Consider the following 13,196-nt stretch of genomic DNA (forward strand, 5'->3'; position numbering starts at 1 on the left):
ATGCTGATCCCCCGTAGGGTCAAGCACCGCAAGCAGCACCACCCCAAGCGCAACGGCATGTCCAAGGGTGGCACGCAGGTTGCGTTCGGCGAGTACGGCATCCAGGCGCTGACCCCGGCGTACGTCACGAACCGCCAGATCGAAGCGGCTCGTATCGCCATGACCCGCCACATCAAGCGTGGCGGCAAGGTCTGGATCAACATCTACCCGGACCGCCCGCTGACGAAGAAGCCGGCCGAGACCCGCATGGGTTCCGGTAAGGGTTCTCCCGAGTGGTGGGTGGCCAACGTCAAGCCCGGACGCGTCATGTTCGAGCTGTCGTACCCCAACGAGAAGATCGCGCGCGAGGCCCTGACCCGTGCGGCTCACAAGCTGCCGATGAAGTGCAAGATCGTCAAGCGCGAGGCAGGTGAAGCGTGATGTCGGCCGGTACCAAGGCGTCCGAGCTGCGCGAGCTGGGCAACGAGGAGCTGCTCAACAAGCTCCGCGAGGCCAAGGAAGAGCTGTTCAACCTCCGTTTCCAGGCGGCGACCGGTCAGCTCGAGAACCACGGTCGGCTGAAGGCCGTCCGTAAGGACATCGCGCGGATCTACACCCTGATGCGCGAGCGCGAGCTGGGCATCGAAACGGTGGAGAACGCATGAGCGAGAACAACGTGACTGAGCAGAACACCGAGGCGCGCGGCTTCCGCAAGACCCGCGAGGGTTACGTCGTCAGCGACAAGATGGACAAGACCGTCGTCGTCGCCGTCGAGGACCGCGTCAAGCACGCGCTGTACGGCAAGGTCATCCGCCGTACCAACAAGCTCAAGGCGCACGACGAGCAGAACGCCGCGGGTGTCGGCGACCGCGTCCTCCTGATGGAGACCCGGCCGCTGTCCGCGACCAAGCGCTGGCGCGTCGTCGAGATCCTCGAGAAGGCCAAGTAATTCCTGCGGGGCAAACCCCGCAGGTCAGTTCCGCCAGGCTCCGGGGGCCGCTCGCACGAGCGGCCCCCGGGGAACCGGCAGACGATCAGGAGATAGACGTGATCCAGCAGGAGTCGCGACTGCGTGTCGCCGACAACACTGGTGCGAAGGAGATCCTTTGCATCCGTGTGCTCGGTGGCTCCGGTCGCCGCTACGCGGGCATCGGTGACGTCATCGTCGCCACCGTCAAGGACGCGATCCCCGGTGGCAACGTGAAGAAGGGTGACGTCGTCAAGGCGGTCATCGTTCGCACCGTCAAGGAGCGCCGCCGTCCGGACGGCTCGTACATCCGCTTCGACGAGAACGCCGCCGTCATTCTGAAGAACGACGGCGACCCTCGCGGCACCCGCATCTTCGGCCCGGTCGGCCGTGAGCTGCGCGAGAAGAAGTTCATGAAGATCATCTCGCTCGCGCCGGAGGTGCTGTAAGCATGAAGATCAAGAAGGGCGACCTGGTCCAGGTCATCACCGGTAAGGACAAGGGCAAGCAGGGCAAGGTCATCGCGGCCTTCCCCCGCGAGGACCGTGTCCTGGTCGAGGGTGTCAACCGGGTCAAGAAGCACACCAAGGCCGGTCCGACCGCGCGCGGTTCCCAGGCCGGCGGCATCGTGACCACCGAGGCGCCGATCCACGTCTCCAACGTCCAGCTGGTCGTGGAGAAGGACGGCAAGAAGGTCGTCACGCGTGTCGGTTACCGCTTCGACGAAGAGGGCAACAAGATCCGCGTTGCCAAGCGGACGGGTGAGGACATCTGATGGCTACCACCACCACTCCGCGTCTGAAGACGAAGTACCGCGAGGAAATCCAGCAGAAGCTGCGTGACGAGTTCAAGTACGAGAACGTCATGCAGGTTCCCGGCCTCGTCAAGATCGTGGTCAACATGGGTGTCGGCGACGCCGCCCGTGACTCGAAGCTGATCGAGGGCGCGATCCGCGACCTGACCACCATCACCGGTCAGAAGCCGGCCGTCACCAAGGCCCGCAAGTCCATCGCGCAGTTCAAGCTGCGTGAGGGCCAGCCGATCGGTGCCCACGTCACGCTCCGTGGCGACCGCATGTGGGAGTTCCTGGACCGCACCCTGTCGCTCGCGCTGCCGCGCATCCGCGACTTCCGCGGCCTGTCCCCCAAGCAGTTCGACGGCCGTGGCAACTACACCTTCGGTCTCACGGAGCAGGTCATGTTCCACGAGATCGACCAGGACAAGATCGACCGTGTCCGGGGTATGGACATCACCGTGGTGACCACGGCGACCAACGACGAAGAGGGCCGTGCCCTTCTCCGTCACCTCGGCTTCCCGTTCAAGGAGGCGTGAGCGAGATGGCGAAGAAGGCTCTCATCGCGAAGGCTGCTCGCAAGCCCAAGTTCGGCGTGCGCGCGTACACCCGCTGCCAGCGCTGCGGTCGTCCGCACTCCGTTTACCGCAAGTTCGGCCTCTGCCGCGTGTGCCTTCGTGAGATGGCTCACCGTGGCGAGCTGCCGGGCGTGACCAAGAGCTCCTGGTAATCCCGGTAATTCGGGATTCCTGGACCTCTCGGTAAGCAACCGGGACGGCGGGGGCGCCTCCCCTCATGGCTTAGGCTAGGAGGGTTGGGCCCCTGCCGCCCTGAACGCCCGCGGACAGAGTCCGCTAACGATTGCTTACTACGCCGTAGGTCCCCGTGCCGCACCCGTCCCGTCCATGTATGGGGAGAGGGATGGCGCATATAGGAAACCCCGGCGAGAAAGGCCACAGGCCAATTCATGACCATGACTGATCCGATCGCAGACATGCTGACGCGTCTGCGGAACGCGAACTCGGCGTACCACGACTCGGTGTCGATGCCGCACTCCAAGATCAAGTCTCACATCGCGGAGATCCTCCAGCAGGAGGGCTTCATCACGGGCTGGAAGGTCGAGGACGCCGAGGTCGGCAAGAACCTCGTCCTGGAGCTGAAGTTCGGGCCCAACCGTGAGCGCTCCATCGCGGGCATCAAGCGGATCTCCAAGCCCGGTCTCCGGGTGTACGCGAAGTCCACCAACCTGCCGAAGGTCCTGGGCGGCCTGGGCGTGGCGATCATCTCCACGTCGCACGGTCTGCTGACCGACAAGCAGGCGCAGAAGAAGGGCGTGGGTGGGGAAGTCCTCGCCTACGTCTGGTAACGGAAGGGAACGGAGGAAACAGCTATGTCGCGTATCGGCAAGCTCCCCATCCCGGTTCCCGCCGGCGTGGACGTCACCATCGACGGCCGTACGGTCAAGGTCAAGGGCCCCAAGGGCGAACTGACCCACACCATCGTCGCGCCGATCGACATCGCTAAGGGCGAGGACGGCACCCTCCAGGTGACGCGCCCGAACGACGAGCGGCAGAGCAAGGCCCTGCACGGCCTGTCCCGCACGCTGGTGGCGAACATGATCACCGGTGTGACCCAGGGATACGTCAAGAAGCTCGAGATCAGCGGTGTCGGTTACCGCGTGACCGCCAAGGGCTCGAACCTCGAGTTCGCGCTCGGTTACAGCCACCCGATCACTGTCGAGGCCCCCGAGGGCATCACCTTCAAGGTGGAGACCCCGACCCGTTTCTCGGTCGAGGGCATCGACAAGCAGAAGGTCGGCGAGGTTGCGGCCAACATCCGCAAGCTGCGCAAGCCCGACCCGTACAAGGCCAAGGGCGTCAAGTACGAGGGCGAAGTCATCCGCCGCAAGGTCGGAAAGGCGGGTAAGTAAGCCATGGCATACGGGCAGAAGATCCTCAAGGGCGACGCCTACAAGCGCGCCGCGATCAAGCGCCGTCACCTGCGGATCCGCAAGCGGATCAACGGTACGGCCGAGCGCCCCCGTCTGGTCGTGACCCGCTCCAACCGCCACATCGTGGCGCAGGTGATCGACGACCTCAAGGGCCACACCCTGGCGTCGGCGTCCTCGCTGGACGCGTCGATCCGCGGTGCCGAGGGCGACAAGTCCGCCCAGGCGAAGCAGGTCGGCGCGCTGGTCGCCGAGCGCGCCAAGGCCGCCGGTGTCGAGGCTGTCGTGTTCGACCGTGGTGGCAACCAGTACGCCGGGCGCATCGCCGCCCTGGCGGACGCCGCCCGCGAAGCCGGGCTCAAGTTCTGAGCCGCTTGTAGCTAGCGGAAAGAGAGAGGTAATCCAATGGCTGGACCCCAGCGCCGCGGAAGCGGTGCCGGTGGCGGCGAGCGGCGGGACCGGAAGGGCCGTGACGGCGGCGCTGCTGCCGCCGAGAAGACCGCGTACGTCGAGCGCGTCGTCGCGATCAACCGCGTCGCCAAGGTTGTGAAGGGTGGTCGTCGCTTCAGCTTCACCGCGCTGGTCGTGGTGGGCGACGGTGACGGCACCGTGGGTGTCGGTTACGGCAAGGCCAAGGAGGTGCCGGCCGCCATCGCCAAGGGTGTTGAGGAGGCCAAGAAGCACTTCTTCAAGGTCCCCCGGATCCAGGGCACCATCCCTCACCCCATCCAGGGTGAGAAGGCCGCCGGTGTCGTGCTCCTCAAGCCGGCTTCGCCGGGTACCGGTGTGATCGCCGGTGGTCCCGTGCGTGCCGTCCTGGAGTGCGCCGGTATCCACGACGTGCTGTCGAAGTCGCTCGGCTCCGACAACGCCATCAACATCGTGCACGCGACCGTGGAGGCCCTGAAGGGCCTGCAGCGTCCCGAGGAGATCGCGGCCCGCCGTGGTCTGCCGCTCGAGGACGTCGCCCCCGCGGCTCTGCTGCGTGCGCGTGCCGGGGTGGGTGCGTAATCATGGCGCAGCTCAAGATCACGCAGGTCAAGTCCTACATCGGCAGCAAGCAGAACCACCGTGACACTCTGCGGTCGCTTGGTCTCAAGGGGATCAACACCGTGGTCGTCAAGGAGGACCGCCCCGAGTTCCGCGGCATGGTGCACACCGTCCGCCACCTCGTGACGGTCGAGGAGGTCGACTGATCATGGCGGAGCAGAACCCGCTGAAGATCCACAACCTCCGTCCGGCCCCCGGCGCCAAGACCGCGAAGACCCGTGTCGGTCGTGGTGAGGCGTCGAAGGGTAAGACGGCCGGTCGTGGTACCAAGGGCACCAAGGCCCGCTACCAGGTTCCGGAGAGCTTCGAGGGTGGCCAGATGCCGCTCCACATGCGTCTCCCGAAGCTGAAGGGCTTCAAGAACCCGTTCAAGACCGAGTACCAGGTCGTGAACCTCGACAAGCTGGCCGCGCTGTACCCGCAGGGTGGCGAGGTCACCGTCGAGGACCTGGTCGCCAAGGGTGCCGTTCGCAAGAACAGCCTCGTCAAGGTGCTCGGCCAGGGCGAGATCTCCGTGGCGCTGCAGGTGACGGTCGACGCCGTCTCCGGCTCCGCCAAGGAGAAGATCACCGCCGCCGGCGGTACCGTCACCGAGCTCGTCTGAGTCCTTCAGGCGTCTCGATGACTTGAGCGATCCCCACCGGGGATACCCCACAAATGGGGTATCCCCGGTTGGTCGTTCCTAGGGTGGCAGTCTCGCCGGTAAGGTGGCCTGCACTGCCAACTTTCACTGGGTGCCGCACCTCGGGCACTCTGAGCGGCAGTTGACCGTTACGTATTCGTCGAATCCTCAAGACCGTCACCCTTGACGCAGATGCGCGGGGGTCGCAGGAGGCACCGTGCTCACCGCGTTCGCCCGGGCGTTCAAGACGCCCGACCTGCGCAAGAAGATTTTCTTCACGCTCGGCATCATCGTGATCTACCGGATCGGCACACACATCCCGATCCCAGGCGTCGACTACAAGAGCGTCCAGATCTGCATCGACCAGGCGAACGCCAACCAGGGCCTGTTCGGTCTGGTGAACATGTTCAGCGGTGGTGCGCTTCTGCAGATCACGATCTTCGCGCTCGGCATCATGCCGTACATCACGGCGAGCATCATTCTTCAGCTGCTGACCGTTGTGATCCCGCGTCTGGAGGCCCTCAAGAAGGAGGGGCAGGCCGGCACGGCCAAGATCACCCAGTACACGCGCTACCTGACGGTCGCGCTGGCGATCCTCCAGGGCACCGGTCTGGTGGCCACCGCCCGCACCGGCTCGCTCTTCCCGAACTGCTCGGCCGCCCAGCAGATCGTGCCGGACCGCTCGATCTTCACGACGGTGACCATGGTCATCACGATGACCGCCGGTACCGCCCTGGTCATGTGGCTGGGTGAGCTGATCACCGACCGCGGCATCGGCAACGGCATGTCGATCCTGATGTTCATCTCGATCGCCGCCACCTTCCCGGCCGCGCTGTGGGCGATCAAGCAGCAGGGCTCGCTGGCCGGCGGCTGGATCGAGTTCGGCACCGTGATCCTCGTCGGCCTGTTCATGGTCGGCCTGGTGGTGTTCGTGGAGCAGGCCCAGCGCCGCATCCCGGTCCAGTACGCGAAGCGCATGATCGGCCGCCGTTCCTACGGCGGGACGTCGACGTACATCCCGCTGAAGGTCAACCAGGCGGGTGTGATCCCGGTCATCTTCGCGTCGTCGCTGCTCTACATCCCGGCGCTGATCGTCCAGTTCTCCAACTCCCAGGCAGGCTGGGCACGCTGGATCAACGGCAACCTGGCGGACACCGCGGCGCCCGTTCACATCACGATTTACTTCTTCCTGATTGTCTTCTTCGCGTTCTTCTACGTGGCCATCTCGTTCAACCCCGAGGAAGTCGCGGACAACATGAAGAAGTATGGTGGCTTCATCCCGGGCATCCGGGCTGGCCGACCGACCGCTGAGTACCTGTCGTACGTGCTCAACCGGATCACCTGGCCGGGTTCGCTGTATCTGGGTCTGATCGCTCTCGTGCCGACAATGGCGTTGGCCGGTTTCGGGGCAAACCAGAACTTCCCCTTCGGCGGTACCAGCATCCTGATCATCGTGGGTGTCGGTCTCGAGACGGTGAAGCAGATCGAGAGCCAGCTCCAGCAGCGCAATTACGAAGGGTTCCTCCGCTGATGCGAATCGTCCTCGTCGGGCCGCCGGGTGCCGGTAAGGGTACGCAGGCCACGCGCCTTGCCGAGAAGCTGTCGATCCCGCACATCTCCACGGGCGACCTGTTCCGCGCCAACATCAGCCGGCAGACGGAGCTCGGCAAGCTCGCGAAGTCCTACATGGACGCCGGCAATCTGGTGCCGGACGAGGTCACGATCGCCATGGCGAAGGACCGCATGGAGCAGCCGGACGCCGAGAACGGCTTCCTGCTGGACGGGTTCCCCCGCAACGTCTCGCAGGCCCAGGCGCTGGACGAGCTGCTGACGACCGAGGGCATCGAGCTGGACGCGGTGCTCGACCTGGAGGCCCCGGAGGACGAGGTCGTCAAGCGGATCGCCGGCCGGCGGATCTGCCGCAAGGACTCCAGCCACGTCTTCCACGTGACGTACAGCAAGCCGAAGACCGAGGGTGTCTGCGACGTCTGCGGCGGCGAGCTGTACCAGCGGGACGACGACTCCGAGGACACCGTCCGCAAGCGGCTCGAGGTCTACCACACGCAGACCGAGCCGATCATCGACTACTACAAGGCGCAGGGGCTGGTCGTCACCATCTCCGCGCTGGGTGCGGTGGACGAGGTCACGGGGCGGGCGCTGGAGGCGCTGAAGCGTGAGGACGGCGGCGAGTAGCCGTCGGATGCGGTCGCGGCCGTGGCACCCCCAGGGGCGTCACGGCCGTACTGTTGTGTACGTAACCGGTTGACGTGAGTGACGGAGAGCGCAGGGCCCCCATGGTGCAGATCAAGACCCCCGAGCAGATCGCCAAGATGCGTGCGGCGGGGCTGGTCGTCGCAGCCATCCACGCGGCCACCCGGGAGGCCGCAGTGCCCGGCGCCACCACCAAGGACCTCGACCAGGTGGCGCGCAAGGTGCTCGCCGAGCACGGGGCGAAGTCCAACTTCCTCGGCTACGGCGGCTTCCCGGCGACCATCTGCACCTCCGTGAACGAGGTCGTCGTCCACGGCATCCCGTCCGACGACGTGGTCCTGAAGGACGGCGACATCATCTCCGTCGACTGCGGCGCGATCGTCGACGGCTGGCACGGTGACGCGGCCTACACGGCGTTCGTGGGCTCCGGTCACGCCCCCGAGCTGATCGAGCTGTCCCGGGTGACCGAGGAGTCGATGTGGGCCGGCATCGCGGCCATGAAGCAGGGCAACCGGCTCGTCGACATCTCCCGCGCCATCGAGACGTACATCCGCCGCCAGCCGAAGCCCGGCGGCGGCCGGTACGGGATCATCGAGGACTACGGCGGCCACGGCATCGGCTCCGAGATGCACATGGACCCGCACCTGCTGAACTACGTCGACCGCCGCCGCGGCAAGGGCCCCAGGCTGGTCCCCGGCTTCTGCCTCGCCATCGAGCCGATGGTCTCCCTCGGCACCCCGAGGACCGAGGTCCTGGACGACGACTGGACGGTCATCACCACCGACGGCACCTGGTCCTCCCACTGGGAGCACTCGGTGGCCCTCACGGAGCAGGGCCCCCTGGTGCTGACGGCCCCGGACGGCGGCAAGGCCAAGCTGGCGGAGTACGGGGTCACGGCCGCGCCGGATCCGCTGGCCTGACGACGGCCTCACGCGCCGACCGCCGGTCGGAGGCCGGCGCAGCCGCCCGAAGCTTGTGAGGCGCCCCAGGCGCCGAGCCCGCGAGGGGGGCGTGGAGAATGGGTCGACTGGACGGTCATCACCACCGACGGCACCTGGTCCTCCCACTGGGAGCACTCGGTGGCCCTCACGGAGCAGGGCCCGCTGGTCCTGACGGCCCCGGACGGCGGCAAGGCCAAGCTCGCCGAGTACGGGGTCACGGCCGCGCCGGATCCTCTCGCATAATGATCTTCTGCGTGGGGCAGACTGCCCCCGATTCGTGTTTCCGGGTGCGCTGACGTAGACTGACTCGTCGGCTCTTGTGTACCCGCATGTCTGCATGCGCTCACAGTGAGTCGATCAAGGTAGTCGATTCGAAGGGCGAAGCGTGGCCAAGAAGCAAGGTGCCATCGAGATCGAGGGCACTGTCGTCGAGTCTCTTCCGAACGCCATGTTCAAGGTCGAGCTCCAGAACGGCCACCAGGTCCTGGCACACATCAGCGGCAAGATGCGTATGCACTACATCCGCATCCTCCCTGACGACCGGGTCGTGGTGGAGCTGTCTCCGTACGACCTGACGCGTGGCCGGATCGTCTACCGGTACAAGTAGATCTTGCCCCACGCCCCGTGCCCTCCCTGTGCACGGGGCCGCCGGCAACTGACCCGGAGAACCTCACATCCCATGAAGGTCAAGCCGAGCGTCAAGAAGATCTGCGACAAGTGCAGGGTGATCCGCCGTCACGGCCGGGTCATGGTCATCTGCGAGAACCCGCGCCACAAGCAGCGCCAGGGCTGACCGCACGATCATTCCCCTCTGCACCGCTATCGCAGAGACTTCGCGCGACGCGAGCTGAATATGTACATACGCAGGGCCCGAGCCGCGACAGCGGTTCGACACCCCCGGTTCGGAGGCCGGGGACCCAGTCCGTACCTGATACGGCGGCTGGGAACCGGTCCTGCGGCAGACCTCCGAAGATCACCAGGAGCCATTGAATGGCACGCGTTTCCGGTGTCGACATCCCGCGCGACAAGCGCGTGGAGATCGCCCTGACCTACGTGTTCGGCATCGGCCGGACCCTTTCCCAGCAGACGCTGGCCGCCACCGGCGTGGACCCGAACACCCGTGTTCGGGACCTCTCCGAGGAGCAGCTGGTCGCGATCCGCGAGTACGTCGACAACAACATCAAGACCGAGGGTGACCTCCGTCGCGAGATCCAGGCCGACATCCGCCGCAAGGTCGAGATCGGCACGTACCAGGGTCTGCGCCACCGCCGCGGTCTGCCCGTCCGTGGTCAGCGCACGAGCACCAACGCCCGCACCCGCAAGGGCCCGCGTCGCGCCATCGCCGGCAAGAAGAAGCCGGGCAAGAAGTAGTCCGCAGCGGACGCCTGTCCACGGTCTTCGCTGTAGGACCGACCACCTCCCGTAGGAGTTAGAAGATGCCCCCCAAGGGACGTCAGGGCGCTGCCAAGAAGGTGCGCCGCAAGGAAAAGAAGAACGTCGCTCACGGCCACGCGCACATCAAGAGCACGTTCAACAACACGATCGTCTCGATCACGGACCCGTCCGGCAACGTGATCTCCTGGGCCTCCGCCGGCCACGTCGGCTTCAAGGGCTCCCGGAAGTCCACGCCGTTCGCCGCGCAGATGGCCGCCGAGTCGGCCGCCCGCCGCGCCCAGGAGCACGGCATGCGCAAGGTCGACGTGTTCGTCAAGGGCCCGGGTTCCGGTCGTGAGACCGCGATCCGCTCCCTGCAGGCCACGGGCCTCGAGGTCGGCTCCATCCAGGACGTCACCCCGACCCCGCACAACGGCTGCCGTCCGCCGAAGCGCCGCCGCGTCTGACGCTCGCCGCTTCGCGGATCGTGGTTCCGGGCGGTACGGCTCCGTAAAAGGGCCGTATCGCCCGTACCCTTGCTGTACCCGCTCCTGTCGAACGGGGCGGTCTGGTCGGGCGTCATATAGCGGGCGCCCCCGACTGAAGGATCTGATCCACACATGCTGATCGCTCAGCGTCCCTCGTTGACCGAAGAGGTCGTCGACGAGTTCCGCTCCCGGTTCGTGATCGAGCCGCTGGAGCCGGGCTTCGGTTACACCCTCGGCAACTCCCTGCGCCGTACCCTCCTGTCCTCGATCCCGGGTGCGGCGGTCACGTCCATCCGCATCGACGGCGTGCTGCACGAGTTCACCACCGTGCCGGGCGTCAAGGAGGACGTCACCGACCTGATCCTCAACATCAAGCAGCTGGTCGTCTCCTCGGAGCACGACGAGCCCGTGGTGATGTACCTGCGCAAGCAGGGTCCGGGTCTGGTCACCGCCGCCGACATCGCGCCCCCGGCCGGTGTCGAGGTGCACAACCCCGACCTGGTCCTCGCCACGCTCAACGGCAAGGGCAAGCTGGAGATGGAGCTGACCGTCGAGCGCGGTCGCGGCTACGTCTCCGCCGTGCAGAACAAGCAGGTGGGCCAGGAGATCGGCCGCATCCCGGTCGACTCGATCTACTCGCCGGTTCTCAAGGTCACCTACAAGGTCGAGGCCACGCGTGTCGAGCAGCGCACCGACTTCGACAAGCTGATCGTCGACGTCGAGACCAAGCAGGCCATGCGGCCGCGTGACGCCATGGCGTCGGCCGGCAAGACCCTGGTCGAGCTGTTCGGTCTCGCCCGCGAGCTGAACATCGACGCCGAGGGCATCGACATGGGTCCGTCCCCGACGGACGCCGCGCTCGCCGCCGACCTGGCGCTGCCGATCGAGGAGCTGGAGCTCACCGTCCGGTCGTACAACTGCCTCAAGCGTGAGGGCATCCACTCCGTGGGTGAGCTCGTCGCGCGCTCCGAGGCGGACCTGCTCGACATCCGCAACTTCGGTGCGAAGTCCATCGACGAGGTCAAGGCCAAGCTGGCCGGCATGGGTCTCGCGCTCAAGGACTCGCCGCCCGGATTCGACCCGACCGCCGCCGCGGACGCGTTCGGTGCGGACGACGACGCGGACGCCGGGTTCGTGGAGACCGAGCAGTACTGAAAGCTCGGGCCTTCCGGTCCGTAAAAGGGTGCGGGTGCGCTGTGGCTTGTCGCGCAGTTCCCCGCGCCCCTTCCGGACGACAGCCCCTCCGGGGCTCGTCGTCCGGATCTCCGACAGGCGACCGCCTGCTCGGATACTGACTCCGGTACCTGATACGGCCGGGGCAGACACACAGGAGAAGAACCATGCCGAAGCCCACCAAGGGTGCCCGTCTGGGCGGCAGCGCCGCGCACGAGAAGCTGCTGCTCGCGAACCTCGCGAAGTCGCTCTTCGAGCACGGCAAGATCACCACGACCGAGGCGAAGGCCCGCCGTCTGCGGCCGTACGCCGAGCGTCTGATCACCAAGGCGAAGAAGGGCGACCTTCACAACCGCCGTCAGGTGCTCCAGGTCATCACGGACAAGAGCGTCGTCCACACGCTCTTCACCGAGATCGGCCCGCGGTACGAGAACCGTCCGGGTGGCTACACCCGTATCACCAAGATCGGCAACCGTCGGGGCGACAACGCGCCCATGGCGGTCATCGAGCTGGTCGAGGCGCTGACGGTCGCGCAGCAGGCCACCGGTGAGGCCGAGGCCGCCACCAAGCGTGCGGTCAAGGAGTCCGAGCAGGCCAAGGCCGCGGACACCGAGGTCGAGGAGGCCAAGGCCGACGACGCCAAGGCCGACGAGACCGAGGTCGCCGAGGCTCCCGCCGAGGAGTCCAAGGACGCGTAAGCGTTCCTCGCGCCCGTGAGGGCGTGCGCGGGCCCGTTCCCTTCCCGGGGGCGGGCCCGTTCGCCGTTCCTGAGAGGATTCTGGGGTGAGTGAGGAAGTAGAGCCCGGATACGTGCGGGTGCGCCTGGATCTTTCCTACGACGGCACCGAGTTCTCCGGCTGGGCCAAGCAGGCCGGGGGACGGCGGACCGTACAGGGGGAGATCGAGGACGCCCTGCGGACCGTGACGCGGTCCCGCGAGACCTTCGAGCTGACGGTGGCCGGGCGGACCGACGCCGGTGTGCACGCGCGCGGACAGGTGGCGCACGTGGACCTGCCCGAGGCGGTGTGGCGCGAGCACCACGAGAAGCTGCTCAAGCGGCTCGCCGGGCGGCTGCCGAGGGATGTGCGGGTCTGGGCCCTGCGCGAGGCGCCCAGCGGCTTCAACGCCCGGTTCTCGGCGATCTGGCGGCGCTACGCGTACCGGGTCACCGACAACCCCGGGGGAGTGGACCCGCTGCTGCGGGGCCACGTCCTGTGGCACGACTGGCCGCTCGACGTGGACGCCATGAACGAGGCGGCCCGCGGGCTGCTCGGGGAGCACGACTTCGCGGCGTACTGCAAGAAGCGCGAGGGCGCGACGACCATCCGCACCCTCCAGGAGCTGAGCCTGGCGCGCGGCGAGGACGGGATCATCACCGCGACCGTGCGCGCCGACGCGTTCTGCCACAACATGGTGCGCTCGCTGATCGGGGCGCTACTGTTCGTGGGCGACGGGCACCGGCCGCCGGACTGGCCGGCCAAGGTGCTGGCCGCGGGCGTCCGGGACTCGGCCGTGCACGTCGTACGGCCGCACGGGCTGACGCTGGAGGAGGTCGGCTACCCGGCCGACGAGCTGCTGGCCGCGCGCAGCCGGGAGGCCCGCAACAAGCGGTCGCTGCCGGGGGCGGCGGCCGCCGGCTGCTGCTGACCC

23 protein-coding genes and 1 pseudogene are annotated in these 13,196 nt (G+C 66.9%); all 24 read left to right on the forward strand.

Features of this window, described 5'->3' with window-relative positions; genetic code table 11:
• A complete protein-coding gene (gene rplP / locus AB0K92_RS01035; protein WP_004984526.1) occupies positions 1 to 420 on the forward strand; it encodes a 50S ribosomal protein L16 in 420 nt (139 codons plus the stop codon).
• Positions 420 to 644 (forward strand): 50S ribosomal protein L29, encoded by a 225-nt coding sequence (gene rpmC, locus AB0K92_RS01040; RefSeq protein ID WP_059079052.1) that lies wholly within the window; start codon positions 420 to 422, stop codon positions 642 to 644. The genes rplP and rpmC overlap by 1 nt, the downstream gene beginning before the upstream one ends.
• The gene (gene rpsQ / locus AB0K92_RS01045; protein WP_028420769.1) at positions 641 to 928 is read left to right on the forward strand and encodes a 30S ribosomal protein S17; all 288 of its coding nucleotides are present in this window, start codon (positions 641 to 643) and stop codon (positions 926 to 928) included. The genes rpmC and rpsQ overlap by 4 nt, the downstream gene beginning before the upstream one ends.
• 98 nt (positions 929 to 1,026) lie before the next feature.
• On the forward strand, positions 1,027 to 1,395 hold the full coding sequence (rplN, locus tag AB0K92_RS01050; protein ID WP_003998823.1) for a 50S ribosomal protein L14: 369 nt from the start codon (positions 1,027 to 1,029) through the stop codon (positions 1,393 to 1,395).
• A gap of 2 nt (positions 1,396 to 1,397) precedes the next feature.
• Positions 1,398 to 1,721, forward strand: coding sequence for a 50S ribosomal protein L24 (gene rplX / locus AB0K92_RS01055; protein ID WP_009327082.1), 324 nt, complete (start codon positions 1,398 to 1,400; stop codon positions 1,719 to 1,721).
• Positions 1,721 to 2,278, forward strand: coding sequence for a 50S ribosomal protein L5 (gene rplE, locus AB0K92_RS01060; RefSeq protein WP_365759375.1), 558 nt, complete (start codon positions 1,721 to 1,723; stop codon positions 2,276 to 2,278). The genes rplX and rplE overlap by 1 nt, the downstream gene beginning before the upstream one ends.
• Positions 2,279 to 2,283: 5 nt before the next feature.
• Entirely contained in the window at positions 2,284 to 2,469 is a 186-nt protein-coding gene (locus AB0K92_RS01065; protein ID WP_003956452.1) for a type Z 30S ribosomal protein S14, read from the forward strand.
• A 237-nt stretch (positions 2,470 to 2,706) separates the two neighbouring features.
• The gene (rpsH, locus tag AB0K92_RS01070; RefSeq protein ID WP_043503329.1) at positions 2,707 to 3,105 is read left to right on the forward strand and encodes a 30S ribosomal protein S8; all 399 of its coding nucleotides are present in this window, start codon (positions 2,707 to 2,709) and stop codon (positions 3,103 to 3,105) included.
• A gap of 24 nt (positions 3,106 to 3,129) precedes the next feature.
• Entirely contained in the window at positions 3,130 to 3,669 is a 540-nt protein-coding gene (gene rplF / locus AB0K92_RS01075) for a 50S ribosomal protein L6 (RefSeq protein WP_166001531.1), read from the forward strand.
• Positions 3,670 to 3,672: 3 nt separating this feature from the next.
• Complete coding sequence (rplR, locus tag AB0K92_RS01080) at positions 3,673 to 4,056, forward strand: 50S ribosomal protein L18 (RefSeq protein ID WP_166001533.1); 384 nt, start codon at positions 3,673 to 3,675, stop codon at positions 4,054 to 4,056.
• A gap of 36 nt (positions 4,057 to 4,092) precedes the next feature.
• Positions 4,093 to 4,698 (forward strand): 30S ribosomal protein S5, encoded by a 606-nt coding sequence (rpsE, locus tag AB0K92_RS01085; protein ID WP_014674381.1) that lies wholly within the window; start codon positions 4,093 to 4,095, stop codon positions 4,696 to 4,698.
• Between the two features lie 2 nt (positions 4,699 to 4,700).
• Positions 4,701 to 4,883, forward strand: a complete 183-nt coding sequence (rpmD, locus tag AB0K92_RS01090) for a 50S ribosomal protein L30 (RefSeq protein WP_003998814.1) — start codon at positions 4,701 to 4,703, stop codon at positions 4,881 to 4,883.
• Positions 4,884 to 4,885: 2 nt separating this feature from the next.
• A complete protein-coding gene (gene rplO / locus AB0K92_RS01095) occupies positions 4,886 to 5,341 on the forward strand; it encodes a 50S ribosomal protein L15 (RefSeq protein WP_166001535.1) in 456 nt (151 codons plus the stop codon).
• A 235-nt stretch (positions 5,342 to 5,576) separates the two neighbouring features.
• Positions 5,577 to 6,890, forward strand: a complete 1,314-nt coding sequence (gene secY / locus AB0K92_RS01100) for a preprotein translocase subunit SecY (protein ID WP_166001537.1) — start codon at positions 5,577 to 5,579, stop codon at positions 6,888 to 6,890.
• Complete coding sequence (locus tag AB0K92_RS01105; RefSeq protein ID WP_166001539.1) at positions 6,890 to 7,552, forward strand: adenylate kinase; 663 nt, start codon at positions 6,890 to 6,892, stop codon at positions 7,550 to 7,552. Before secY ends, AB0K92_RS01105 begins: the two co-directional genes overlap by 1 nt.
• 74 nt (positions 7,553 to 7,626) lie before the next feature.
• Complete coding sequence (gene map, locus AB0K92_RS01110; protein ID WP_365918172.1) at positions 7,627 to 8,490, forward strand: type I methionyl aminopeptidase; 864 nt, start codon at positions 7,627 to 7,629, stop codon at positions 8,488 to 8,490.
• Between the two features lie 105 nt (positions 8,491 to 8,595).
• Positions 8,596 to 8,754 (forward strand): annotated as a pseudogene (locus tag AB0K92_RS01115) (type I methionyl aminopeptidase); the annotation flags it as partial.
• 142 nt (positions 8,755 to 8,896) lie between these two features.
• Positions 8,897 to 9,118 (forward strand): translation initiation factor IF-1, encoded by a 222-nt coding sequence (gene infA / locus AB0K92_RS01120; RefSeq protein ID WP_003948620.1) that lies wholly within the window; start codon positions 8,897 to 8,899, stop codon positions 9,116 to 9,118.
• 72 nt (positions 9,119 to 9,190) lie between these two features.
• Positions 9,191 to 9,304 (forward strand): 50S ribosomal protein L36, encoded by a 114-nt coding sequence (gene rpmJ, locus AB0K92_RS01125; protein ID WP_003998809.1) that lies wholly within the window; start codon positions 9,191 to 9,193, stop codon positions 9,302 to 9,304.
• 197 nt (positions 9,305 to 9,501) lie between these two features.
• Complete coding sequence (gene rpsM, locus AB0K92_RS01130) at positions 9,502 to 9,882, forward strand: 30S ribosomal protein S13 (protein ID WP_010036675.1); 381 nt, start codon at positions 9,502 to 9,504, stop codon at positions 9,880 to 9,882.
• A 65-nt stretch (positions 9,883 to 9,947) separates the two neighbouring features.
• On the forward strand, positions 9,948 to 10,352 hold the full coding sequence (gene rpsK, locus AB0K92_RS01135) for a 30S ribosomal protein S11 (protein ID WP_003956432.1): 405 nt from the start codon (positions 9,948 to 9,950) through the stop codon (positions 10,350 to 10,352).
• 153 nt (positions 10,353 to 10,505) lie between these two features.
• Complete coding sequence (locus AB0K92_RS01140; protein ID WP_003966937.1) at positions 10,506 to 11,528, forward strand: DNA-directed RNA polymerase subunit alpha; 1,023 nt, start codon at positions 10,506 to 10,508, stop codon at positions 11,526 to 11,528.
• Between the two features lie 185 nt (positions 11,529 to 11,713).
• Positions 11,714 to 12,244, forward strand: a complete 531-nt coding sequence (rplQ, locus tag AB0K92_RS01145) for a 50S ribosomal protein L17 (RefSeq protein ID WP_166001541.1) — start codon at positions 11,714 to 11,716, stop codon at positions 12,242 to 12,244.
• An 85-nt stretch (positions 12,245 to 12,329) separates the two neighbouring features.
• Complete coding sequence (gene truA, locus AB0K92_RS01150) at positions 12,330 to 13,193, forward strand: tRNA pseudouridine(38-40) synthase TruA (RefSeq protein ID WP_365918174.1); 864 nt, start codon at positions 12,330 to 12,332, stop codon at positions 13,191 to 13,193.
• The last annotated feature ends 3 nt before the right edge of the window (positions 13,194 to 13,196 follow it).

The sequence above is a fragment of the Streptomyces sp. NPDC052687 genome (assembly GCF_040678395.1).
Lineage (GTDB): Bacteria > Actinomycetota > Actinomycetes > Streptomycetales > Streptomycetaceae > Streptomyces.